General features: G+C 58.8%; 23 protein-coding genes, 2 tRNA genes and 1 pseudogene. 12 read left to right on the top strand and 14 right to left on the bottom strand.

What is annotated here, in order from left to right; genetic code table 11:
* Both ACA056_RS24230 and ACA056_RS24225 read right to left on the bottom strand, forming a co-directional pair.
* The gene (locus ACA056_RS24230) at positions 1-369 is read right to left on the bottom strand and encodes a cupin domain-containing protein (RefSeq protein WP_111451254.1); all 369 of its coding nucleotides are present in this window, start codon (positions 367-369) and stop codon (positions 1-3) included.
* 76 nt (positions 370-445) lie between these two features.
* Positions 446-1,255 (bottom strand): AraC family transcriptional regulator, encoded by an 810-nt coding sequence (locus tag ACA056_RS24225; RefSeq protein ID WP_497268323.1) that lies wholly within the window; start codon positions 1,253-1,255, stop codon positions 446-448.
* A 164-nt stretch (positions 1,256-1,419) separates the two neighbouring features.
* Between ACA056_RS24225 and ACA056_RS24220 the strand changes: the two genes are divergently transcribed.
* The 4 genes and pseudogenes from ACA056_RS24220 to ACA056_RS24205 form a co-directional block, all read left to right on the top strand.
* Positions 1,420-1,980 (top strand): DUF2975 domain-containing protein, encoded by a 561-nt coding sequence (locus ACA056_RS24220; RefSeq protein ID WP_497268321.1) that lies wholly within the window; start codon positions 1,420-1,422, stop codon positions 1,978-1,980.
* A gap of 7 nt (positions 1,981-1,987) precedes the next feature.
* Positions 1,988-2,200 carry a helix-turn-helix domain-containing protein gene (locus tag ACA056_RS24215; protein WP_497268319.1) on the top strand — a complete coding sequence of 71 codons (213 nt, stop codon included), beginning with the start codon at positions 1,988-1,990 and terminating at the stop codon, positions 2,198-2,200.
* Positions 2,201-2,327: 127 nt separating this feature from the next.
* Complete coding sequence (gene ddlA, locus ACA056_RS24210) at positions 2,328-3,422, top strand: D-alanine--D-alanine ligase (RefSeq protein WP_497268317.1); 1,095 nt, start codon at positions 2,328-2,330, stop codon at positions 3,420-3,422.
* Positions 3,423-3,644 (top strand): annotated as a pseudogene (locus ACA056_RS24205) (TOBE domain-containing protein); the annotation flags it as partial.
* A gap of 64 nt (positions 3,645-3,708) precedes the next feature.
* Here ACA056_RS24205 and ggt read toward each other — a convergent pair.
* On the bottom strand, positions 3,709-5,541 hold the full coding sequence (ggt, locus tag ACA056_RS24200; RefSeq protein ID WP_497268315.1) for a gamma-glutamyltransferase: 1,833 nt from the start codon (positions 5,539-5,541) through the stop codon (positions 3,709-3,711).
* A gap of 165 nt (positions 5,542-5,706) precedes the next feature.
* Here ggt and ACA056_RS24195 point away from each other — a divergent pair, with 165 nt between their 5' ends.
* Positions 5,707-6,816: a DUF2817 domain-containing protein gene (locus ACA056_RS24195; RefSeq protein WP_497268313.1), complete on the top strand. Its 1,110-nt coding sequence runs from the start codon at positions 5,707-5,709 to the stop codon at positions 6,814-6,816.
* On the opposite strand, the gene ACA056_RS24190 is transcribed toward ACA056_RS24195, so the two are convergent.
* The 3 genes from ACA056_RS24190 to ACA056_RS24180 form a co-directional block, all read right to left on the bottom strand.
* On the bottom strand, positions 6,720-7,628 hold the full coding sequence (locus ACA056_RS24190) for a bestrophin-like domain (RefSeq protein ID WP_497268311.1): 909 nt from the start codon (positions 7,626-7,628) through the stop codon (positions 6,720-6,722). The genes ACA056_RS24195 and ACA056_RS24190 overlap by 97 nt on opposite strands.
* Positions 7,629-7,772: 144 nt before the next feature.
* A tRNA-Met gene (locus ACA056_RS24185) sits at positions 7,773-7,849 on the bottom strand.
* 116 nt (positions 7,850-7,965) lie between these two features.
* Entirely contained in the window at positions 7,966-10,023 is a 2,058-nt protein-coding gene (locus ACA056_RS24180; protein ID WP_497268309.1) for a methyl-accepting chemotaxis protein, read from the bottom strand.
* A gap of 332 nt (positions 10,024-10,355) precedes the next feature.
* Here ACA056_RS24180 and ACA056_RS24175 point away from each other — a divergent pair, with 332 nt between their 5' ends.
* Complete coding sequence (locus ACA056_RS24175) at positions 10,356-11,573, top strand: MFS transporter (protein ID WP_497268307.1); 1,218 nt, start codon at positions 10,356-10,358, stop codon at positions 11,571-11,573.
* Positions 11,574-11,769: 196 nt separating this feature from the next.
* Here ACA056_RS24175 and ychF read toward each other — a convergent pair whose 3' ends face one another.
* The 8 genes from ychF to ACA056_RS24135 all read right to left on the bottom strand — a co-directional run bounded on the left by ychF (position 11,770) and on the right by ACA056_RS24135 (position 18,691).
* Positions 11,770-12,870 carry a redox-regulated ATPase YchF gene (gene ychF / locus ACA056_RS24170; RefSeq protein ID WP_064675906.1) on the bottom strand — a complete coding sequence of 367 codons (1,101 nt, stop codon included), beginning with the start codon at positions 12,868-12,870 and terminating at the stop codon, positions 11,770-11,772.
* Between the two features lie 22 nt (positions 12,871-12,892).
* Positions 12,893-13,477 (bottom strand): aminoacyl-tRNA hydrolase, encoded by a 585-nt coding sequence (gene pth / locus ACA056_RS24165; protein ID WP_008153430.1) that lies wholly within the window; start codon positions 13,475-13,477, stop codon positions 12,893-12,895.
* A 170-nt stretch (positions 13,478-13,647) separates the two neighbouring features.
* Complete coding sequence (locus ACA056_RS24160) at positions 13,648-14,250, bottom strand: 50S ribosomal protein L25/general stress protein Ctc (RefSeq protein WP_017340759.1); 603 nt, start codon at positions 14,248-14,250, stop codon at positions 13,648-13,650.
* Positions 14,251-14,391: 141 nt separating this feature from the next.
* On the bottom strand, positions 14,392-15,333 hold the full coding sequence (locus ACA056_RS24155; RefSeq protein WP_003208392.1) for a ribose-phosphate pyrophosphokinase: 942 nt from the start codon (positions 15,331-15,333) through the stop codon (positions 14,392-14,394).
* A 45-nt stretch (positions 15,334-15,378) separates the two neighbouring features.
* Positions 15,379-15,453, bottom strand: a tRNA-Gln gene (locus tag ACA056_RS24150).
* Positions 15,454-15,490: 37 nt separating this feature from the next.
* Positions 15,491-16,342, bottom strand: a complete 852-nt coding sequence (gene ispE / locus ACA056_RS24145; RefSeq protein WP_123365634.1) for a 4-(cytidine 5'-diphospho)-2-C-methyl-D-erythritol kinase — start codon at positions 16,340-16,342, stop codon at positions 15,491-15,493.
* A gap of 2 nt (positions 16,343-16,344) precedes the next feature.
* Positions 16,345-16,962, bottom strand: coding sequence for a lipoprotein insertase outer membrane protein LolB (gene lolB, locus ACA056_RS24140; protein ID WP_309674175.1), 618 nt, complete (start codon positions 16,960-16,962; stop codon positions 16,345-16,347).
* Between the two features lie 4 nt (positions 16,963-16,966).
* Positions 16,967-18,691, bottom strand: a complete 1,725-nt coding sequence (locus tag ACA056_RS24135; protein WP_497268303.1) for a tetratricopeptide repeat protein — start codon at positions 18,689-18,691, stop codon at positions 16,967-16,969.
* Positions 18,692-18,873: 182 nt separating this feature from the next.
* Here ACA056_RS24135 and hemA point away from each other — a divergent pair, with 182 nt between their 5' ends.
* From hemA to ACA056_RS24105, 6 genes are all read left to right on the top strand, one after another.
* Positions 18,874-20,163, top strand: coding sequence for a glutamyl-tRNA reductase (gene hemA, locus ACA056_RS24130; RefSeq protein ID WP_282481460.1), 1,290 nt, complete (start codon positions 18,874-18,876; stop codon positions 20,161-20,163).
* On the top strand, positions 20,160-21,242 hold the full coding sequence (gene prfA, locus ACA056_RS24125) for a peptide chain release factor 1 (RefSeq protein WP_046048306.1): 1,083 nt from the start codon (positions 20,160-20,162) through the stop codon (positions 21,240-21,242). Before hemA ends, prfA begins: the two co-directional genes overlap by 4 nt.
* Complete coding sequence (gene prmC, locus ACA056_RS24120) at positions 21,243-22,073, top strand: peptide chain release factor N(5)-glutamine methyltransferase (RefSeq protein WP_497268300.1); 831 nt, start codon at positions 21,243-21,245, stop codon at positions 22,071-22,073.
* A complete protein-coding gene (locus ACA056_RS24115) occupies positions 22,067-22,822 on the top strand; it encodes a molybdopterin-synthase adenylyltransferase MoeB (RefSeq protein WP_497268298.1) in 756 nt (251 codons plus the stop codon). Before prmC ends, ACA056_RS24115 begins: the two co-directional genes overlap by 7 nt.
* Positions 22,815-23,606: a glutamate racemase gene (gene murI / locus ACA056_RS24110; RefSeq protein ID WP_497268296.1), complete on the top strand. Its 792-nt coding sequence runs from the start codon at positions 22,815-22,817 to the stop codon at positions 23,604-23,606. Before ACA056_RS24115 ends, murI begins: the two co-directional genes overlap by 8 nt.
* A gap of 112 nt (positions 23,607-23,718) precedes the next feature.
* Positions 23,719-24,237, top strand: a complete 519-nt coding sequence (locus tag ACA056_RS24105; protein ID WP_497268294.1) for an acyloxyacyl hydrolase — start codon at positions 23,719-23,721, stop codon at positions 24,235-24,237.
* Positions 24,238-24,353 lie beyond the last annotated feature (116 nt).

Below are 24,353 nucleotides of genomic sequence, written 5' to 3'. Positions count from 1 at the left end.
TCACACCCAGACGTCATTCTGCGCAGTGCGCTCGCCACCTTCGTTGCCCGTGTTCAGCACACCTTTGGGTTCGATAAGCAGGAGTTTCACCTCCTGCTCGGCGAACGGTTTGTGCTCGACACCTTTTGACACCACATACATTTCGCCGGCGTTCACCAGCACGTGGCCATCGCGAAAGTCGATGCGCAGTTGCCCTTCGAGGACGATGAAGGTTTCGTCGGTATCAAGGTGATCGTGCCAGATGAAATCCCCCAGCAGTTTCACTACCTTGAACTGGTAGTCGTTCATCTCGGCGATGACCCGAGGCGTCCAGTACGGGCCGATCCTGGCGATTTTTTCAGCGAAATTCAGGCTTTCGTAAGCTTTCATGAAGCAGCTCTCGTGGTTGATCGTGCATCCACGATAGCCGGCGCATCGGCGTGCTTCTTGAACGATTGTGCGTGGCTCAGCGGCGGTGCATTTTCATCCAGCGGGCCGGCGACAGGCCGTAGGTTTTGCTGAACTGCCGGGTCATGTGGCTCTGATCGGTGAAGCCGGCGATCAGCGCAGCGCTGACCAATGGCTGGCCCTGGATCAGCAGCGAGCGGACCAGGTCCAGGCGGCGCATGGTCAGGTATCGATAAGGGCTGGTACCGAACAACAGGCGAAAATCCCGCGACAGACTCCAGCGATCGCGACCGCTGTGTTGCGCCAGTTCTTCCAGCGTCACGGTGCGATCCAGCGCACTGTGAATGAATTCCCGCGCGCGTTCGGCGGCCACGTAATCGAAGCTCTGGCGGGTAGCGGGCACTCCGGAAACGTTGTTCAAGGCTTGGGCCAGGTCGAACAGCGCATCCTGCTCTTCCAGAGGCTCAAGGGGGCAATCGAGGCTTCGCAGCAGCACGGCGGTGGCGGCGAACAACCGTGGATCGGAGGACAGGCCGGTCTTGATAAACGGCAACGACTGGCCGCCGAGCATCTGCTGGATCAGTGCCGGCTCGATGTACATCATTCGGTATTGGAACCCGGTCTCGGTGCCGGCTTCGCCATCGTGAACTTCGTCCGGGTGCAGCACCATGGTCCCGCCCGGCAGGCTGTGACGCCAGCCGCCGCGGTACTGAAAGCTCTGCACACCGGCCAGGGTATGGCCGATGGCGTAGGTGTCGTGGCGATGAAGGTCGTAGCCGTGTCCTGCAAAAAACGCCTCGAAACGCTGAAGCCCGCCGACGTCGGGCGCGCGGTGGAACCAGTCGTGGTGAATGATTTTTTTGCCCATCCGTGGATGCTCGAGTGCATTGAAGCGGTGAGTGGAACATTACCCTAAGGGGGATTTAATGTGTACGGAAGCGTTTCTATATATGTATTGCAGTAATAAATTATTGTTTAGCGATAATTTTTAGTTTGGCTTTTGCTCACATTCATTCCCTGTGAGGTATTGCCGTGACTTCCAATCGTCTCGCTCAACTGAGCCAACGCATGGCTGCTGTGACTCTTTTTCTTATCGTCGCAATGCTGGCGATCAATGTTGTGCTTTGGCTCTTTCCTTTCCTGGCTGCGAAGGATGGATGGGGGCTCGGTTTTGCGCTTACCGATCGCCAACTTTCGCATATCACCGATAAAGCAATGTTGTTCCCGTGGTGGCAAATACTAGGCGGTATTCTGTTGTCGAGCGTGCCATTGCTGGCGCTGGCATACGGGTTGGGAAATTTGCGTCGACTGTTCCAGAACTATTCGCGCGGTGAGTATTTCTCCAGTGACTCGGCTGTTCATTTAGGTCGGGTTGGAAGAGCCGTGGCGCTCTGGGTATTGCTCGATTTCCTGTGCGAGCCAGTGCTCAGTTTCTGGGTGACGATGAATGCGCCGATCGGTGAGCGGCTGATTACCTTCAGTGTCACGGCTCCCACTTTTGTCGCGTTGTTCCTGGCTGCGTGCATATTGATCATTGCGCGTATTCTCGGGCAGGCCAGTGAAGTGGATTCTGAATACCGCACCTTTGTTTGAGATTTTTATGTCAATTGTCATTCAGCTGGACGTGATGCTCGCACTGCGCAAAGTCAAATCCAAAGACCTCGCCGCCGCTATCGGCATTACCGAGGCGAACCTGTCGCTGTTGAAGCAGGGCAAGGTTAAGGGGCTGCGCCTGGCGACGCTGGACGCGATTTGCAAATATTTGAATTGTCAGCCGGGTGACCTGTTGATCCATGTGCCTGACGTCGAGTAAAAGTAAGCGCTCCATTGCGCCTGCTTGTTGTGCTGCGTCCACATTTTAACGCCTCGGCGGTGTGTTGCTGGCAGCGGCTAGCGACTGTTCGGCGCGCATCTGGTGGCCAATCGTTGAGGAGTTCTGAATGAGCAAACTGCGGGTAGGCATTATTTTTGGCGGCCGTTCGGCTGAACACGAAGTGTCGCTGCAATCGGCGAAAAACATCGTCGATGCGCTGGACCGTTCGCGCTTCGAACCGGTGCTGATCGGCATCGACAAGCAAGGCCACTGGCATCTGAACGACCCTTCAAACTTCCTGCTCAACCAGGAAAACCCGGCGCTGATTGCCCTTAACCAATCCAACCGAGAACTGGCCGTCGTGCCGGGCAAGGTCAGTCAACAATTGGTGGAAACCTCCAGTCAGGAAATGCTGGGGCACGTCGATGTGATCTTCCCGATCGTCCACGGCACCCTGGGCGAAGACGGTTGCCTGCAAGGCTTGCTGCGTATGGCCGATCTGCCGTTTGTCGGCTCCGATGTGCTCGGTTCGGCCGTCTGCATGGACAAGGACATCAGCAAGCGCTTGCTGCGTGACGCCGGGTTGGCGGTTACGCCGTTCGTCACCCTGACCCGCGCTACCGCGGCGCGCACCGGGTTCGCCGAGGTGCAAGGCAAACTCGGCTTGCCACTGTTCGTCAAACCGGCAAACCAGGGATCTTCCGTGGGCGTAAGCAAGGTGAATGACGAAGCCGAGTACGCGGCAGCAGTAGAACTGGCCCTGGGTTTCGATGAGAAAGTCTTGGTCGAGTCCGCCGTCAGCGGCCGTGAGATTGAATGCGCGGTGCTCGGCAATGAAGACGCCATCGCCAGCGGTTGTGGCGAGATCGTGGTGCGCAGCGGGTTTTATTCCTACGACAGCAAATACATCGATGCTCAAGCGGCTGAAGTGGTGGTGCCCGCTAACATAAGCATCGAGGCCAGCGAACGCATTCGTGCCCTCGCCGTCGAGGCGTTCCAGGTGTTGGGTTGTTCCGGGCTGGCGCGGGTCGACGTGTTCCTGACCGAGAGTGGCGAAGTGCTGATCAATGAGATCAACTCGTTGCCCGGCTTCACCCGTATCAGCATGTACCCCAAGCTATGGCAGGCCACCGGTATGACTTACGGCGAACTGGTCAGCCGTTTGATCGAGCTGGCGCTGGAGAAGCATCAGGCGCGACAGGCGTTGAAGATCTCTCGCTAGGCCAGCGACATTCGCCTCTCGGCGTGCAATTGCTTCGAAGGCAAGGTCACCAGTGTCATCGATGGCGCCGCGAACGCCGAAGTCGTCATCCAGCTCGACGGCGGCACCGAAGTCTATTCGATCGTGACACGCCAGGCTGTGGCTCAACTGGGCTTGGCGCCGGGCGTGAGTGCGACGGCGTTGATCAAGGCGTCGCATATCATTTTGGGTGTGCCGGCTTGATTTCAGGTTACCTATAAAAAAGGGCCTACCTCCCGGTAAGCCCTTGCTCATTCACGCGTACGACTCAATCCCCCAACGCTGCCCCCTCGCGCCGCGGATCAGCACCACCCGCCAACGACGTTTTCCCTTGCGCATCCTTCACCCGAACAATCGCCTGGGTCCCGCTGGTCATGTCGATCTCGTTCACGCTGTGCCCTTTGTCTTTCAACGCCTGAATCAGCGCCGGGCTGAACTGCCCCTGTTCCAGTTCCGTCGGGCCGTTGCGGCTGCCAAAGTTGGGCAGGCTGATGGCGGCTTGTGGGTCGAGGTTCCAGTCGAGCAGGCCGATGGTGGATTTGGCGACGTATTCGATGATCTGCGAGCCGCCGGGGGAGCCGATGGTGGCGAGGAATTCGCCGCTCTGACGGTCGAAAATCAGGGTCGGTGCCATGGACGAGCGTGGGCGTTTGCCGGGTTCGACCCGGTTGGCAACCTTCTGGCCATTCTCTTCGGGGATGAACGAGAAGTCGGTCATCTGGTTGTTCAGCAGGAAACCCTGAACCATCAGGTGCGAGCCAAACGCGGACTCCACGGTGGTGGTCATGGACACGGCGCCGCCTTCGTCATCCACCGCCACCACTTGCGAGGTGGAGATGCGCAGCGGCGAACGGTCCGGTGCGTAGGCGACCTGAATGCCCGGCGGGGTGCCGGGTTTGGCGGTGCCCATGCTGCGATCGCCGATCAGGGATGCGCGGCCGGCCAGATACGCAGGGTCCACCAGACCTTTGACGGGGACGGGCACGAAATCTGCGTCGGCCACGTACAGCGCGCGGTCGGCGTAGGCCAGGCGCTCGGCTTCGGAGATCAGATGCACGGCTTCAGGCGCCGGCTCAACGCCCGCAGGTTGGCTGGTCTTGACCGGTTTGAGCGACGCCAGGGCAAAACGCGGGTCGCGGGTTTCCAGGGCCTGCAAGGTGCCGAGAATCTGCGCCACGGCGATTCCGCCGGACGACGGTGGTGGCATGCCGCAGACCTGCCAGCGTTTGTAGTCGGTGCACAGCGGCGCGCGCTCCTTGGCGCTGTAGCCGTTGAGGTCGTTCAGCGACAGGCTGCCGGGGTTGGCGTGGCCCTGAACCTTGGCGACGATCTCTTGTGCGATGGGGCCTTTGTACAACGCATCCGGTCCTTCCTTGGCGATGCGTTTGAACACGGCGGCCAGCGCCGGGTTTTTCAGTGGCGTGCCTGCGGCTTTCGGGCTGCCATCGGCATTCAGGAAGTAGGTGGCCATGTCCGGCGAGCGTCGAATGGACGAGTCCGAGGCGATCAACCGGTGAAGGCGTGGCGAGATGGCGAAGCCTTGCTCCGCGAGTTTGATCGCCGGTTCGAACAGCTGCGCCCACGGCAGACGACCGTGTTTCTGATGGGCCAACTCAAGCGCCCGCAACACGCCCGGTGTCCCCACCGAACGACCGCCAATCTGCGCCTGGGTGAACGGCATCGGTTTGCCGTCGGCTTGCAGGAACAGCTTCTCGTTGGCGCCGGCAGGAGCGGTTTCGCGACCGTCATAAGTGCGCACAGCCTTGCCATCCCACAGCACGATCAACGCGCCACCGCCAATGCCCGAGGATTGCGGTTCGACCAGGGTCAGCACGGCCTGCATCGTAATCGCGGCATCGATTGCCGAACCGCCCTGACGCAACATCTCCCGCCCGGCCTCGGCCGCCAGCGGATTGGCCGCGGCCGCCATGTGTTTTGAGGCGTGTTGGGTCTGTAGGTCAGCGCGATAACCCGACGCGACTTCTGGCGCGACAGGTAACGTCGAAGAGGTCGGGGCACTACAGGCTGCGAGGGTTAAAGCAGCAGCGATCAGCGAAAGGGCTGACAGGCGATATCGGCTCAAGTGAAAGGCTGAGAACACGTGAGGGCACTCCGTCCGTGGGAAAAGATCAGGGGACTTTATCGGCCGAAAGGGAGTGACGCAAACCAAGGCCTACAGCAAAGATGCTTTTGTCCTTCATGACTCTACGGATTTTCTGTAGGGTCGAGGGCAACAGACTGGCCAGAAGATTAACAAGAGGCAGACATGCAGACCGAGTTCCCCACCCAGCCAAGTTACCGTACCCAGCGTGATCAATTCCTGGCCGTCGCGACCGCGGCCGGCGCGACGCTGACTGAGTACCCGCATCCACTCAAAGGGCCGTTCGGTGAGTCGTTGAGCACCGATGTGGCCGTGCTGGGTGATCCGGGCGCCAAGCGTTTGCTGATTGCGCTGAGTGGCACCCATGGCGTCGAAGGCTTCTATGGTTCGGGATGTCAGATCAAGTGGTTGCAGGAGTTGGGCAAGCGTTCACTGCCGGCCGATGTCGCGGTGGTGATGATCCACCTGATCAATCCGTGGGGCACTGCGTGGCTGCGTCGGGTCAACGAAGACAACATCGACTTGAACCGCAATCACCTGAACTTCGACCAAGCATTGCCAGATAATCAGGCCTACGCAGCGCTGCATGAAATCTATGCCTGCACGCAGTTGCAGGGCCCGGAGCGTGATCGCGCCGATGCCTTGCTCGATGAGCAGATCAGCGAACACGGCTGGCCAGCGGTCATGTCGATTGTCGAGGGCGGCCAGCACCGTCATCCCGATGGTTTGTTTTACGGCGGACTGGCACCGAGCTGGTCGAACCGCACGTTGCATCAGATCATTCAAAAGCATGTTTCCCATGCCGAAGTGGCGATGTGTTTCGACTTGCACACCGGCGCCGGGGAGTATGGGCATCCGATGTTGCTGACCATTACCGAATCGGCGTATCCAGCACTTGCAGATGCGCAGGCCATTTATGGTCCCTGGCTCTACACCTTGCACACGGGCGCCGACATGTTGAGTGAAACGGGTGTTGCAGCCACCGCCACGGGCTACACCTCGCAGGCGTTGATCAATGCGTTGCCGCACGTGCGGTTGATGCCGTTTGTGATCGAGTGCGGGACGTATCCCGGCGCGGAGGTTCATCGTCATCTGCGCGATGATCACTGGCTGCATCTGCACGGCAATCCGAGTGATGCAGTGGGGCGCGGGATCAAACTGAATCTGCTTGAGCAGTTCTATCCCGCCGACAGCGACTGGCAGGCGATGGTCTGGCTGCGTACCTGGCAGATTTGGGAGCGGGCGTTGTCAGCATTGCCGGCAATTCGTTCCTGACGTGATTTACGGGGACGTGGCCGCTCGTTGCCCGAACTCATGCGGTTCAAATCTTCCTGCAACCGCAGCATGCTTTCTTCGCCGACGCGGATGAAGCCGCTGCGGGGCTGATCCAGGTCGAGGGTGATGGTGAAGACCATTGCAATCAGGATCGCGAAGATGGCCGTCGAGCCGTGCCGTCGACGGTGGCCCAGGCCATAGCTGTAAGCGATGAAACCCAACGCACCGATGGCCACGACGATCAGCAGATTGATGACGGTTGCCGGGACATGATTGTCCTGCGCGGCGCGGCGCTTTTCATTGACGTTGTAGACGTCGGTCAACGACTGGATCACCAGGTTCATGGCGGCTGTCGCTTCGCCCTGGGCCTCGGCGGCTGCAGCCAGATTCCATAACTGGTCCTCGATCGTCCGGGACGATTCGCTGGCCGCTTTCAGCAGTTTCTCGTCCGTACCGGCGCGCATGAATTCAATCCGCGCCGAGACATAATCCTTGAGCAGCGCCGACATCTTCCCGCGCAGATCAGACGGCAGTAACTTCGTTCGAAGATAGGTTGAGCCGATCACCGTGACTTCATCTTGAATCAGTGTTTTGCGCGCTTCGAAACGTGAGGTGGCCATGGCGAAGTTGAAACCCAGCAACAACGCGAGCAAACCGAGGAGGGCGGTTTGCAAAACGCTGAGGTGGGATCGGGTCGAATCACTGGCGTGGGTTCGGTGATGACGGCCGAGACGAAAAGCGAGTTCCAGCACCACGCAGAAGATGGCGACCATGATGAAAAACAGAATGATCTCGTCCAGGCCCCAATGCATAGAGTGGTCTCTCTGCGTTTAAGCTTTGGCGTTAACTGTAGGAGAGAACTGCAAAGAGCGGGCATTAACCGCCCTGTGGACCGGGAGCACTTTTCTCGAGGCATAAAAAAACGGCCTACCTTTCGGTAAGCCGTTTTTAGTACTTGGTGGCTACACAGGGACTTGAACCCCGGACCCCAGCATTATGAATGCTATGCTCTAACCAACTGAGCTATGTAGCCAAGTGGCGCGCATTATTGGCTCGTAACAGAGATGTGTCAAGCGTAAATCTAAAATATTTCTCTACGCTTTCAACCGCTTATCCGCCTGACCCGAAAAAACGGGCCAGGGGAGGGCGTCAACTGAGCTGAAATCTCCCGGTATTGGCGCTCAAGGCCTTGCTGCCCTGGCTCAAGGTGTCCGCCGCCAGGTTCACCGCCCGCGCGCCTTCGAGCAAGCGTACCGCCGCCTGATCGACTTGCTGGATGTTGCCGCTGACTTCGTCGGCGGTGGTCGCTTGCTCGTCGACTGCTGTGGCGATCTGCGCCAGGGTGTCGGTGACGCCCTGCACGGCACTGGCAATTTCCCCCAAGCGTTCGCCGAGGCCAGTGACGGCCAGGGCGTCGGACTGAGCCTGGCTGCAAGCGGCTTCCATCAGGCTCACCGCTTCGTTAACGGTGCCGCGCAGGCTGTCGACAGTGCCGGCAATCTGAGCGGTGGAGGAATGGGTGCGTTGCGAGAGGCTGCGCACTTCATCGGCCACCACCGCAAAGCCACGGCCTTGCTCACCCGCGCGAGCGGCCTCGATGGCGGCATTAAGTGCCAACAGGTTCGTCTGCTCGGCAACTCCGCGAATGGTGTCCACCACCAATTGAATTTGCTGCCCTTGCTCACTGACCCGGCCCAATGCCGCCGCGGTATCGTTCAAACGCTGATTGAGTTGCTGAATGCTTGCCGTCGTGCGCTGGCTGTCACGGCTGCTGTCGGCGGCGATGCGCTGAGTGTGCTGAGCGCTGCCAGAAGCCTGCTCGCAACTCTGGGCGACCCCTTGAGAGGTCGCGGCCAATTGCGTGGCTGCCGCCGCGATCTGGCTGATCTGCAACTGCTGAGCTTCGACTTCCCCAAGGGCACCGCTGGAGTGATGGTTGAGGGTGCGCACCGCGTTGCTCAGCTGCAAGGTTTCATGATCGACCCCCAGCAGACTGTTGCGCAGTTGTACCACCGCGACGTTGAGGGCAGTGCTGATGGCGGCCAGTTCGTCGCGGCCTTCCACCGGTACTTGCAGGCTCAGATTGCCGTCGCGCAAGGCTTCGGCCAGCAGGGTGATGCCGCTGGCGCTACGACGGATCGAGGCCTGCAAGCAGATGAACAGGTACAGCGCGGCCAGCAGCAGGCAGCCAAAAATGGTCGCTACCAGGATGAACTGGCGGATGGCAGAACCGTGGTAATAGTCCAGACGCTGATCCAGTGACACCAACGACTGCTGACGCAGCGAAGCGAGGTCAGAGAGCAGGGCGTCGAGGCTGCGTTCGAACTCTTCCGGCTTGAGCTTGATGCTGCCGCCGAACACGCCGTCATCAAGGACTTTCAACTCGACGTCCAGGTGCTTGAGGCTGTCATGGTATTGCCCGGCCCAGGCTTGCAACGCGCTGGGTAGCCGCGCTTCCAGCAGGCTTGCGGTTTTGACCAGCTGCTCCCGGGCATCGCCGATGCGGCTGCGCAAGTCCCGCAGTTGCAGACGGCTTTGCAGGGTGAACTGCCCGGACACCACAGAGGCCTGGCCAACGCTGGCGAGACGGCCGACTCGTTCAATCAGGTCTGGCGCGTGCTGCGTGGAGATCTGCGTCAGCAAATAGGTCTCCAGCCACGGCGCCAGCGTCAGGCGATTGTCCATGGCGATCTGCTCGCGCAAGGCTTGCAGCGCACTCAAGGCATTGGTGAAGCGATCATAGCCGTCCGGCCACCAACCGACGCTACTCAAGCTTTTCGAATCCAGGCCATTGAGGGCAGTTTGCAGGGCTTGATAACGGGTCAGGGTTTCGCCCTCGGCGCCTTCGGTTTGCAGTGCATTGCCGAGGTCCGAGGTGGCTTGGGCGACGGCTGGCTGAACCGTATCGAAAGCAGCCATCGCCGCAATCGTCGCAGGCGTTGGCTGGCGATTGGTTTCCGTGGCGCGCCAGCGAGCCGCGCGGTCACGCTGAGCTGCTAGCAGATTATCCAGAGCATCCAGGGCGAGCAGTTGCCGAACCCCGGCACGTTCGCCGGAGATCAGGTTCAATTTTTCGCGATAGTCTTGACCGATCATCCACAGGCTGCCCGTCAACGGCAAAATAAACAGCAGAAACAACAGCTGAAATTTGCGTGCGAAGCCAAAACGCCCCAGCAACCCGATCCCCGGTGATAAAAAAGCCTGCATGCCCCAAAACTCCTCTGGACACCACGCACCATCGGCGTGCGTCGAGACCGTTGCAGTCGCGACCTGTGCCCTTTTAAAAGGCCTCGAAAGTTCACCCTCGTCAGCTCTGTAGGCTGACTCTGTGGTGAAACTTCCCATTCTCGGTCCCCTTTGTAAGGGGCCGCGTTGAAGCGGATTACCAAGGCAAGATTCAGACCATGGCGTTGCGCTATCACCTTTTCAGCGATGAAAACCGAGGTCGTTAGCAGGCTAAGGGGATGGCGCTGATGCACTGAAAAATGGCACATTGACGCACCTGCCTGTGTGCACCCATCTGTTGTACGGAAACTCTAATGGCTATCAGCAATGTCCAGACCGGCGCGCAGCCGGCATCCGCGACTTCACAAAGCAGCCCTTTGGTCATGCGCATCATCGGCGCCGTGGCGCTGGCGCATTTGATCAACGACTTGATTCAGTCGGTACTGCCGTCGATCTATCCGATGCTCAAGGCCAACTATGGCCTGACCTTCACCCAGGTTGGCTTGATCACTTTGACGTTCCAGCTGACGGCTTCGCTGTTGCAGCCGTGGGTCGGTTACTACACCGATCGGCACCCTAAACCCTGGCTGCTACCGGCCGGGACGGTTTGCACATTGATCGGCATTTTGATGATGTCGGTGGTCGGCAGTTTTCCGATGATTTTGCTGGCGGCAGGATTGATCGGTATCGGCTCCTCGACCTTTCACCCGGAAGCTTCTCGTGTAGCGCGACTGGCCTCGGGTGGGCGTTTCGGCCTGGCGCAATCGACCTTTCAGGTCGGCGGTAATGCCGGCTCGGCCTTCGGCCCGTTGCTGGCTGCGGCGATCATCATTCCGTTCGGTCAGGGCCATGTGGCCTGGTTCGGACTGTTCGCGGTGTTTGCGCTGTTCGTGCTCTATCGGATCAGCCGCTGGTACGCCAATCACTTGAGCCTGTTCAAACTCAAGCAAGGCCAGGCGGCGACGCATGGCTTGTCGAAGAACCGCGTGATCAGTGCACTGGTGGTACTCGGGCTGCTGGTGTTCTCCAAGTATTTCTACATGGCCAGCTTCACCAGTTACTTCACCTTTTACCTGATCGAGAAATTCGACCTGTCGGTGGCCAGTTCACAGTTGCACCTGTTCCTGTTTCTCGGAGCCGTAGCGGCGGGGACCTTCTTCGGCGGGCCGATCGGCGACAAGATCGGGCGTAAGGCGGTGATATGGTTCTCGATCCTCGGCGTCGCGCCGTTCACCCTGATGCTGCCTCACGTTGATCTGTTCTGGACCAGCATTCTCAGCGTCGTGATCGGCTTCATTCTCGCGTCAGCGTTCTCGGCGATCGTGGTGTATGCCCAGGAGTTGGTGCCGGGTAATGTCGGGATGATTGCCGGGGTGTTCTTCGGGCTGATGTTTGGTTTCGGCGGGATTGGTGCGGCGTTGCTTGGGCATCTGGCGGATGTTCACGGTATCGAATACGTGTACTTCCTGTGTTCGTTCCTGCCGTTGTTTGGTGTGCTGGCGATCTTCCTGCCAAGAACCAAAAAAGCCTGACCCCAAAAATCCCCTGTGGGAGCGAGCTTGCTCGCGATGACGTCGGCATATCCGACATTGATGTGACAGACAAATTGCTATCGCGAGCAAGCTCGCTCCCACAGTAGGTTAGTGGTGTGGCGGGTAACTATTTCAGGCACAAAAAAGCCGCGTCTAAACGCGGCTTTTTCTTGGGCGGGTGCTTCTTCCTGAAAACTTAGACGTTGAAACGGAAGTGCATCACGTCGCCGTCTTTAACGATGTAGTCCTTGCCTTCCAGACGCCATTTACCGGCTTCTTTGGTGCCGGCTTCGCCCTTGTACTGGATGAAGTCGTCGTAGGCGATGACTTCGGCGCGGATGAAGCCTTTTTCGAAGTCGGTGTGGATCACGCCAGCGGCTTGTGGTGCGGTGGCACCCACGCGGACGGTCCAGGCGCGGACTTCTTCGACGCCGGCGGTGAAGTAGGTCTGCAGGTGCAGCATTTCGTAACCGGCGCGGATCACGCGGTTCAGGCCGGGTTCTTCGAGGCCCAGGGCTTCGAGGAACATGTCTTTCTCTTCGCCGTCATCCAGCTCGGCGATTTCGGCTTCGATCTTGTTGCAGACCGGAACCACCATGGCGCCTTCTTCTTCGGCGATGGCTTTGACGATGTCCAGCAGCGGGTTGTTCTCGAAACCGTCTTCAGCGACGTTGGCGATGTACATGACCGGCTTGGTGGTCAGCAGGTGGAAACCACGAATCACCGCTTTGTCGTCGGCGCCCATGGTCTTCATCAGCGTACGCGCAGGCTTGCCGAGGGTGAAGTGAGCGATCAGTTGCTCCAGCAGGCCTTTCTGGACCACGGCGTCCTTGTCACCACCCTTGGCGTTGCGGGCGACTTTCTGCAGTTGCTTCTCGCAGCTGTCGAGGTCGGCGAAGATCAGTTCCAGGTCGATGATTTCGATGTCGCGTTTCGGGTCGACGCTGTTGGAGACGTGAATCACGTTCTCGTCTTCGAAGCAGCGGACTACGTGCGCGATGGCATCGGTTTCACGGATGTTGGCGAGGAACTTGTTGCCCAGGCCTTCACCTTTCGAGGCGCCGGCAACCAGGCCTGCGATGTCGACGAATTCCATGGTGGTCGGCAGGATGCGCTTTGGATTGACGATGGCCGCCAGGGCTTCCAGACGAGGATCCGGCATCGGCACGATACCGGTGTTCGGCTCGATGGTGCAGAAGGGGAAATTCTCGGCCGCGATCCCGGATTTGGTCAGGGCGTTGAATAGGGTGGACTTGCCGACGTTAGGCAGGCCGACGATGCCGCAATTGAATCCCATGGTGTTTTCCCCGAGGAGTGAGTCAGGCCTTCTGGCTGTGCAGGTTTTTCATCGCGCGGTTCCATTCACCGGCGAGGATATCCGGCAGCACGCCGAGGGCAAAGTCGATGCTGGCATCGAGTTTTTCCTGTTCGGCGCGTGGCGCACGACCCAGGACGAAATTTGAAACCATACTGGCAACGCCCGGGTGGCCAATGCCAAGCCGCAAGCGGTGAAAGGTATTCTGATTGCCCAGTTGCGCGATGATGTCGCGCAACCCGTTGTGGCCGCCATGGCCGCCGCCCTGTTTGAGCTTGGCAACGCCCGGTGGCAGGTCGAGTTCGTCATGCGCCACCAGGATTTCTTCAGGCGTAATGCGGAAGAAGCCGGCAAGTGCCGCGACGGCCTGGCCGCTGCGGTTCATGTAGGTGGTGGGAATCAGCAGGCGAACATCCTGACCTTGATGCGAATAGCGCCCGGTCAGGCCGAAATATTTGCGATCCGCCACAAGGTTTACGCCTTGTGCGTTCGCGATGCGCTCAACAAAAAGGGCCCCTGCGTTATGCCGGGTCTGTTCGTATTCAGCGCCTGGATTTCCCAGGCCAACGATCAGTTTGATGGCAGTCACGATAGGGGCCCTTCCTTGGAGTGGTGGATAACATCGCCGCGACAGGTGTGTGCGGCGAAAGTGGACGACAAGTGCTCATTTACCATTATGTAAACTCCGCGTTCTCGCCCGCTTTCTCGCTACGTTCCAGTCCGCGATGTTACTTGATCACTCCGGCATGACAGAGTGAATTACTCTGCTGCGCCTTCTTCAGTAGCTTCTGGAGCAACACGTGGAGCGTGGACGTTGGCAACAGCCTTGTCATCACCGTGTGCCAGAGCAACAAACTCAACGCCTTTAGGGGCTTTGAGGTCGGACAGGTGAATGATCGAACCGATTTCGGCGTTAGCCAGGTCGACTTCGATGAACTCAGGCAGGTCTTTCGGCAGGCACGAAACTTCGATTTCAGCAACAACGTGCGAAACTTCGCCGCCTTTCTTGATCGGCGCTTCTTCACCAACAAAGTGTACAGGCACGATAGCGGTCAGTTTCTGGCCAGCTACAACGCGTACGAAGTCAGCGTGCATCACGTGGCCTTTGGCCGGGTGACGCTGCAGAGCTTTGATGATTACGTTTTGCTTGGTGCCGCCAACGTTCAGCTCGATGATGTGGCTGTAAGCCGCTTCGTTTTCGAGCAGTTTGGCAACTTCTTTAGCCAGCATGCTGATGGATTCAGGGGCTTTTTCGCCACCGTAAACTACAGCAGGTACCAGGCTTGCGAGACGACGCAGGCGGCGGCTCGCACCTTTCCCCAGGTCGGAACGCACTTCAGCATTCAGAGTAAATTCGTTCATGTTGTATCTCCAAAATAACCACATTCGCCCCAGCGTTTGCGACCAGCGCTAAAGGCGATATGGGCAAAAAAGCCCCGCCCCGACAGGAATGCCGGGGCGGGGCGCTTTTCGTCAACGAGATATTCGAGAAGGGCAGGGCCCTTAACGGAACATCGCGCTGATCGATTCTTCGTTGCTGATGCGGCGAACCGCTTCGGCAACTACCGGCGCGATATCCAGTTGACGGATACGCGAGCAGGCTTGAGCAGCAGCGGACAACGGGATGGTGTTAGTCACCACCAGTTCGTCCAGCATTGAATTTTCGATGTTTTCGATCGCCCGACCGGACAGCACAGGGTGTGTGCAGTAGGCGAAAACCTTGGCAGCGCCATGCTCTTTCAAGGCCTTGGCCGCGTGGCACAGAGTGCCGGCGGTATCGACCATGTCATCGACCAGAATACAGGTACGCCCTTCGACATCACCGATGATATGCATCACTTCAGAGTGATTGGCTTTCTCACGGCGTTTGTCGATGATCCCGAGATCCACGCCCAGGGATTTGGCAACAGCACGTGCACGCACGACGCCGCCAATGTCCGGGGACACGATCATCAGGTTTTCGAAGCGCTGATCTTCAATGTCATCCACCAATACTGGGGAGCCGTAGATGTTATCTACCGGAATATCGAAGAAACCCTGGATTTGGTCAGCATGCAGATCAACCGTGAGAACACGGTCGATGCCGACTACGGTAAGCATGTCAGCAACGACCTTCGCGCTGATAGCCACACGTGCGGAACGCGGACGGCGATCCTGACGGGCATAACCAAAGTAAGGAATAACAGCAGTGATACGAGTAGCCGAGGAGCGGCGGAAGGCATCAGCCATCACTACCAGTTCCATCAGGTTATCGTTGGTCGGAGCGCAAGTCGGCTGAATAATGAAAACATCTTTACCGCGGACGTTTTCATTGATCTCGGCAGTAATTTCGCCGTCGGAGAACTTACCGACAGAGATGTCACCGAGAGGGATATGCAGCTGACGTACAACACGCCGAGCCAGATCGGGGTTAGCGTTCCCCGTAAAGACCATCATCTTGGACACGCGCAGTACCTAGAGGCTGAGGGTAACCTGGATGAGTATAGAAAATGGCAGGGGCGGCTGGATTCGAACCAACGCATGGCAGGATCAAAACCTGCTGCCTTACCGCTTGGCGACGCCCCTGTATCTGTTGCAACGAGTACCCAGTACTCGGTTCCTTTTAGAGCAGACTTTGCAGCTTGCGATGCAACATCGAAATGTTGCTTCCCTTTGCTACAAACCCTGTAAGGGTCTCTGTAAGAAGGGCCGAGACTTTATCAGCTTCAGCTTTGCTTGGGAAGCCCCCAAACACACAACTTCCAGTTCCGGTGAGTTTTGCTTCGGTAAATTTACCTAACAAATTCAATGCGTTACGTACATCTGGGTAACGCCTTGCTACCACCGGTAAGCAGTCATTTCGACTGTTTCCCTTGGGAACGGGGCGCACTTTAATGGGAGAAGAGTTACGTGTCAACAACGGATCTGAAAAAATTTCTGCTGTACTTACAGAGACTTGCGGCACAAGCACGAGATACCACGGTTCTTCGGGGTCTACAGGGGTCAGTTTCTCCCCCACGCCTTCGGCAAAAGCCGCGTGCCCACGCACGAAAACCGGGACGTCGGCGCCAAGCGTCAGGCCTAGGACGGCCAGTCGATCCTCATCCCAACCCAGTTGCCAGAGATGATTGAGGCCCAACAAAGTGGTCGCGGCATTTGAGCTGCCGCCACCGATGCCACCGCCCATGGGCAGAATTTTTTCGATCCAGATGTCGATGCCGAGCGAACAACCGGATTGCTCCTGAAGTTTTTTGGCAGCTCGAACAATCAGATTGCTGTCGTGAGGAACGCCATCGAATTCGGTGTGCAGTCGAATCACACCGTCATCACGAACGGCGAACGTGATTTCATCGCCGTAATCGAGAAACTGAAAAATAGTCTGCAACTCGTGATAACCGTCTTCACGGCGACCAAGGATGTGCAGCATCAGATTGAGTTTGGCCGGGGAGGGCAGCGTCAAGCGTGGAGCGGTCATGTTCACTGCCCCAATTTGCGAGGTTGCCATTCCTTGATCACCAGCGTGACGTCAAGGTCGGTGCCGTGCAGTTTGATCCGCTCGGGCAGCCAAATGCCATTTTGCTCGGCATAGCTGAGGTATTCGACTTGCCAGCCATCCTGCTCAAGATTGGCCAAGCGGCTGTCGGCGTCCAGCGTCAGACGGCTTTTGCTGTCCGGAGCCGGGAGCCCGCGAACCCACCAGGCCAGATTCGACACTGGTAACTTCCAGCCCAGTTGTTCTTCGACCAGCACTTCAGGCGTCGGCGCTTCATAGCGGCCCTGGTTGGCGACTTCCAGCGAGACCTTGCCGGGGCGACCGGTCAGGCGTGCTGCGCCGCGACCCAGGGGGCCGGAGAGGCGAATGTCGTAGTAATCCTGTCGCTGCAGCCAGAACAACGTGCCGCTGCCCGAGTCTTTCGGGGCGCGAATGCCGATCTTGCCATTGATCTGCCAGCCATCGAGGCTGGTGAGTTGCTGTTTGTACTCGCGCCATTGGGCCGGGTTGCCTTGACCCTGGACCGATTCGCGGGCACCGAAGCCCGCGCAACCGGCGAGCAGGGCGATGAAGCTGAAAACAATGAGGTGGCGCAAAAACATAATCTTAAAGAGTCTCTGATCCGGTCAGGCGCTTGATGGTGCTGCGCAGGATGGGGCTGTCGGGCTGCTCCTTGAGGAACTTGCTCCAGATTTGTTTGGCTTCCCGTTGTTTGCCATTGGCCCAAAGGACTTCACCCAGGTGCGCGGCGACTTCCTGATCGGGGAAGCGCTCCAGCGCCTGGCGCAGCAGGCGTTCGGCTTCGTCGAGATTGCCCATGCGAAAGTTCACCCAGCCGAGGCTGTCGAGTACCGCCGGGTCTTCCGGATTGATCTTGTGCGCCTGTTCGATCAAGGCCTTGGCTTCGGCGTAGCGCGTCGTACGGTCGGACAGGGTGTAACCGAGGGCGTTTAACGCCATCGCGTTGTCCGGGTCGCGCTTGATGATCAGGCGCAGGTCTTTTTCCATCTGCGCCAGGTCATTGCGTTTTTCCGCTTGCATGGCGCGGGTGTACAGCAGATTCAGATCGTCCGGGTATTGCTGCAAGGCTTGCTTCAATACATTCCAGGCCTTGTCGGGCTGTTTATTGGCGGACAAGGTTTCGGCTTCGATCAAATACAACTGAATCGCGTAATCGGGCTGCTCATCGCGCTCCGCAGCCAGCCGGCTTTGGGCTTCGGCGGTCTTGCCGTTATTCATCAGGATATCGGCCTGACGCAATTGCGCCGGCAGGTAGTCGTTACCCGGGCCGACCTGGGCGTACTCGATCAGTGCGCCTTGAGGGTCGTTGCGCTCTTCAGCGATACGACCGAGGTTCAAGTGAGCCGAATCGACGTGGCTTTCCCGGGCAATCAGGTCTTCCAGATAGCCCTTGGCCTCATCCCAGGCCTTGGCCTCCAGGCAGACCAGCGCCAGGGAATAACGCAGTTCGTCGTCTTCGGGGTACTGCTGAACCAGGCTCGAGAACTCGGCTTTGGCGTCGTCCATGCGGTCCTGCTCAACCAGCATGCGCGCGTAAGTCAGGCGCAGGCGTTTGTCGTCCGGGTATTTCTTGATGCTTTTTTGCAGCAGCGGCAACGCTTCATCGCCACGATTGAGGGTCTGCAGCAGGCGTGCGCGCAGAAGAATCGGTGCTATTTCGCCGTCGTCCGGCGGATTGTCTTCCAGCAGGCCCAGCGCACCCTTGGCGTCACCGTCCTGTTGCAGCAGCAAGGCTTTGCCGAAAATCAGCTGACTGTTGTTCGGATGGCGCTGCAATAAACGGTCAAAACTTTTCATCAAGCCGTTGCGCGTGTCCTGGTCGGTATCGGTCGCAGACAGGGCGAGGAAGTCGAAATGCGTGTCGCCCTTGCCTTGCAGGACTTTCTCCATATAGACCATGGAGTCGTCATAACGCCCGGCACGAGCCAGTTGCACGGCAGCTGCCCGTTGCGCCTCGAGGTCGTCCGGGGCGTTTCTTGCCCAGATCAAAGCGGTGTCCAGGGCAGCCTGATCGGCGCCCAGGTACTCGGCGATACGAAACGCCCGTTCGGAGATGCCCGGATCCTGAGTATTGATCGCCTGGGTCACGTAGTTGTCCAGGGCAATGTCGAAACGATTGCGCTGGCCAGCCAGTTCGGCGCTCAACAGACTGAAGACGGTTTCTTCACTGAATGAGCTGTAAACCTTGGGCTTTTCAGGGGCCGGAGTGCTGTCTTCGACCGGCGGCGTACCGTCCGACGAAACGGGTGCCAAGGCCTGGCAGCCGCTGAGGAAGACAAAAGCGAGGAGCAACGCGGAAGATCTATTCATATAGGAAGAGGACGACTAACCTGCGGTCGGATCATCATGACACAAGCCTTCAGCCAAACATAACCGAGTCTCAATTGGCGCCTTTATAGAGGCAGGTCATTGGGACAATAGTCAGCGGTAGTTGTTCTGGCTCTGTCGAAGTAGGACAATTGCCGGCTTCACGTCACCATCAGCGACTTTGAATGGCCTTCCTTGCACTCGGTATTAACCACAAGACTGCTTCAGTAGACGTCCGCGAGCGCGTGGCCTTTACCCCTGAGCAGTTGGTGGAGGCCTTACAGCAGCTCTGCCGACTCACCGACAGCCGCGAAGCTGCGATCCTCTCCACCTGCAATCGCAGTGAGCTCTATATAGAACAGGATCACCTTTCGGCTGACGTTATCTTGCGCTGGCTGGCCGATTATCACCATTTGAGCCTCGAAGAGCTGCGCGCGAGCGCTTATGTGCATGAAGATGATGCGGCAGTTCGTCACATGATGCGGGTGGCCTCCGGGCTCGATTCGCTGGTGTTGGGCGAACCGCAGATTCTCGGTCAGATGAAATCGGCCTACGCCGTCGCCCGCGAGGCCGGCACCATCGGTCCGTTGCTCGGGCGGCTGTTCCAGGCCACGTTCAATGCGGCCAAACAGGTGCGCACCGACACTGCCATCGGCGAGAACCCGGTGTCCGTGGCGTTTGCCGCGGTCAGTCTGGCGAAACAGATTTTCAGCGATCTGCAACGCAGCCAGGCCTTGCTGATCGGCGCCGGCGAGACCATCACCCTGGTCGCCCGCCATCTGCACGAATTGGGTGTGAAGCGCATCGTGGTCGCCAACCGCACCCTGGAGCGCGCGAGCATTCTGGCCGAGCAGTTCGGCGCCCATGCGGTGTTGCTCTCGGAAATCCCGGCTGAACTGGTGCGCAGCGACATCGTCATCAGTTCCACCGCCAGCCAGTTGCCGATCCTGGGCAAGGGCGCGGTGGAAAGCGCCTTGAAACTGCGCAAGCACAAGCCGATCTTCATGGTAGACATCGCCGTCCCCCGGGATATCGAGCCGGAAGTCGGCGAACTGGACGACGTTTACCTTTATAGCGTCGACGATCTCCACGAAGTGGTCGCCGAGAACCTCAAGAGTCGCCAGGGCGCAGCCCAGGCGGCGGAAGAGATGGTCTCGATCGGTGCCGAAGATTTCATGGTCCGCCTGCGTGAACTGGCGGCGGTGGATGTGCTCAAGGCCTATCGCCAACAAAGCGAGCGCATGCGCGACGAAGAATTGCAGAAGGCTCAGCGCATGCTGGCCAACGGCAGCAGCGCCGAAGACGTGCTGGTGCAACTGGCGCGGGGCCTGACCAACAAACTCCTGCACGCACCGAGCGTGCAGTTGAAAAAGCTCTCTGCCGAAGGCCGCCTCGATGCGCTGGCCATGGCCCAGGAACTCTTTGCCCTGAATGAGGGCTCATCGGATAGCTTTTCGGATAAAAAACCGCAATGAAAGCGTCACTGCTCAATAAGCTGGACATCCTCCAGGACCGTTTCGAGGAATTGACCGCCTTGCTTGGCGACGGCGAAGTCATTTCCGATCAGAACAAATTCCGCACATATTCCAAGGAATACGCGGAAGTCGAACCGATTGTCGAAACCTATAAACAGTTGCTCAAAGTACAAAGCGATCTCGAGGGCGCCCAGGCGCTGCTCAAGGACAGCGACCCGGACATGCGCGAAATGGCCGTGGAAGAAGTTCGCGAAGCCAAAGAGCAACTGATCGACATCGAAGCCAGCCTGCAACGCATGCTGCTGCCCAAGGATCCGAATGACGGGCGCAACGTGTTCCTCGAAATCCGCGCCGGCACCGGCGGTGACGAGGCGGCGATTTTCTCCGGCGACCTGTTCCGCATGTATTCGCGCTACGCCGAGCGGCGTGGCTGGCGGGTGGAAATCCTCTCCGAGAACATCGGTGAGCACGGCGGCTTTAAAGAAGTCATCGCCCGCGTCGAAGGCGACAACGTCTATGGCAAGCTGAAATTCGAATCCGGTGCCCACCGCGTACAACGGGTTCCCGCTACCGAATCCCAGGGTCGCATCCACACCTCGGCCTGCACCGTAGCCGTGTTGCCCGAGCCAGACGAGCAGGAAGCGATCGAGATCAACCCCTCGGATTTGCGCATCGATACCTACAAATCCTCCGGAGCCGGCGGTCAGCACGTCAACAAAACGGACTCGGCGATCCGCATCACGCACTTGCCGTCCGGTATTGTCGTTGAGTGCCAGGAAGAGCGTTCCCAGCACAAGAACCGCGCCCGGGCGATGTCCTGGCTGTCGGCCAAGCTCAATGATCAGCAGACCAGCGCCGCCGCGAACGCTATCGCTAGCGAGCGTAAATTGCTGGTCGGGTCGGGCGATCGTTCGGAGCGGATCCGCACGTATAACTTTGCCCAGGGCCGGGTCACCGACCACCGGGTCAACCTGACGCTGTATTCCCTCGACGAAATCCTCGCGGGTGGCGTCGATGCGGTGATCGAGCCGTTGCTGGCCGAATACCAGGCCGACCAATTGGCAGCGATAGGTGAGTAAATGACGATCATTACCAGTTTGTTGCGCGCCGCCGACCTGCCGGACTCGCCCTCCGCGCGCCTGGATGCCGAATTGTTGCTGGCCGCTGCGTTGGGCAAGTCCCGAAGTTTTCTGCACACCTGGCCCGAGCGCATCGTTCCGAGCGAAGCGGCGCTGAAATTTGCCGAGTATTTGCAGCGCCGCCGTGGTGGTGAGCCAGTGGCTTACATCCTCGGTCAGCAAGGTTTCTGGAAGCTTGATCTGGAAGTGGCGCCGCATACGCTGATCCCGCGCCCGGACACCGAACTGTTAGTGGAAGCGGCGCTTGAACTCCTGCCAGCCACACCTTCGAAGGTCCTCGATCTCGGCACCGGCAGCGGCGCCATTGCGTTGGCCCTGGCCAGCGAGTGTCCGGCCTGGAAGGTTACCGCCGTGGATCGCGTGCTCGAAGCCGTGGCCCTGGCCGAGCGCAATCGCCAGCGACTTCACCTGAACAACGCCACCGTGCTGAGCAGTCATTGGTTCAGTGCGCTGGAAGGTCAGCGTTTTCAACTGATCATCAGCAATCCGCCTTACATCGCCTCTGCCGATCCGCATCTGGCGGAAGGTGATGTGCGCTTCGAACCGGCCAGTGCCTTGGTGGCCGGCATCGATGGGCTCGACGATCTGCGTCTGATCGTCGCCCAGTCGCCGGATTATCTGGAGTCGGGCGGTTGGCTGATGCTTGAACACGGTTACGATCAAGCCACTGCGGTACGCGATTTGCTACTGAGCCGCGGCTTTGAAGAAGTCCACAGCCGCACCGATCTGGGCGGTCACGAACGTATCAGCCTGGGGCGCCTGCCGTGCTGAATGATCAGGAATTGTTGCGCTACAGTCGGCAGATTCTGTTGCAACACGTCGACATCGACGGCCAGTTGCGACTGAAAGAAAGCCGCGTGTTGATCGTCGGTCTCGGCGGCCTAGGCTCGCCGGTTGCGCTGTATCTGGCAGCCGCCGGCGTCGGCGAGTTGCATTTGGCGGATTTCGACACCGTCGACTTGACCAACCTGCAACGCCAGATCGTTCACGACACTGACAGCGTCGGCCTGAGCAAAGTCGACTCGGCGATCCGCCGACTGACTGCAATCAATCCCGAGATTCAGTTGATCGCCCATCGCGCCGCGCTGGACGAAGATTCCCTGGCCGCCGCCGTGACCGCGGTGGATCTGGTGCTGGATTGCTCCGACAATTTCTCCACCCGCGAAGCGGTCAACGCTGCGTGTGTCACCGCCGGCAAACCGCTGGTCAGCGGCGCAGCGATTCGGCTCGAAGGTCAGTTGTCAGTGTTTGACCCGCGCCGTCCGGAAAGCCCGTGCTACCACTGTTTATATGGTCACGGCAGCGAAGCCGAACTGACCTGCAGTGAAGCCGGTGTCGTGGGGCCGTTGGTTGGGCTGGTTGGCAGCCTCCAGGCGCTGGAAGCCATGAAATTGCTGGTGGGTTTCGGCGAGCCGCTGGTGGGGCGCCTGTTGTTGATCGATGCCTTGGGCTCGCGCTTTCGCGAATTGCGGGTCAAGCGTGATCCGGGCTGCAGCGTCTGTGGTTCGAAGCATGCGTGAAGCGCCGATTGGCGTGTTCGACTCCGGTGTCGGTGGGCTTTCGGTGCTGGCCGAGATCCAGCGTTTGCTGCCCAACGAGTCACTGTTGTACGTCGCCGATTGCGGGAATATTCCCTACGGCGAGAAAACCCCGGAATTCATCCGTCATCGCTGCAGCGTGATGGCAGGTTTTTTTCAGCAGCAGGGCGCCAAGGCCCTGGTGCTGGCCTGTAATACGGCGACTGTCGCTGGGGTTGCAGACTTGCGGCGCGATTATCCCGAGTGGCCCATCGTCGGCATGGAGCCGGCGGTCAAACCGGCCGCTGCCGCCACCCGCAGCGGTGTGGTCGGCGTGCTCGCCACCACCGGCACCTTGCAAAGTGCCAAGTTCGCCGCGTTGCTCGACCGATTCGCCACCGATGTGCGAGTCATCACCCAGCCGTGCCCCGGCCTGGTGGAGCTGATTGAAAACGGTGATCTGCACAGCGAGGCATTGCGCCAGTTGCTGGCCAGGTATGTCGAACCGCTGCTCGGTGCCGGGTGCGACACGATAATTCTTGGCTGCACGCATTATCCCTTCCTAAAGCCGTTGCTAAAGCAGATGATCCCCGATGACATCAGCTTGATTGATACCGGCGCCGCTGTAGCGCGGCAACTTCAGCGTCTGTTGGCCGAGCGTGAATTGCTCGCCGAAGGGCCTGCTCGTGCCGCACAGTTCTGGACGAGTGCCGATCCGGAACATTTCAGAAATATCTTGCCGATACTGTGGAATACCGCTGGCGTTGTGCAAAGCTTCAAGGAGTAAACAAAACTTGGGGCAAACGAGTAATTGGGGTGAACTTCTGATTAAGCGTCGACTTCTATAGCGTCAAGCAACAAAAAAACCATACGAAATCGTTCGGAAAAGGATGTTTCTAATGAAGCGACTATTCTGCTTGGCCGCGATTGCGGCCGCACTGATGGGGCACAGTTTTACTGCACAGGCGGCAGGCGTGGAGTTCGCGGTCGGCCAGACTAGCGAGTCGACCATGACCTATCGACTGGGCATGCAATTCGATTGGGACAAGAGCTGGTTGCAGAGTGATATCGGTCGTTTGACTGGTTACTGGAGCGGTGCCTACACCTATTGGGAAGGCGACAAGACCTCCAGCAACCACAGCCTGTCGTTCGCGCCGGTGCTGGTTTACGAGTTTGCCGGGCAGACCGTTAAACCCTACCTGGAGTTGGGGGTTGGCGTAGCGGTGTTCGCCAATACCGAAGTCGAAAACAACAACCTCGGCAATGCCTTTCAGTTCGAAGACCGGTTCGGTTTTGGGCTGCGCTTTGCAGGCGGACATGAAGTCGGGATTCGTGCGACGCACTATTCAAATGCCGGGCTTAGCAGCCCGAACAATGGTGTAGAAAGCTACGCGCTGCATTACACGATGCCGTTGTAAGCACTTTACCTGTGGGAGCGGAGCTTGCTCGCGATTGCGGCCTGACATTCAGCATTGATGTCGACTGACACACTGCTATCGTCGGAACGCCGCCCGGAGCAAGCTCGCTCCCATAG

Source organism: Pseudomonas sp. LBUM1666 (assembly GCF_059695775.1).
This window is presented reverse-complemented; position numbering and strand designations above follow the sequence as displayed.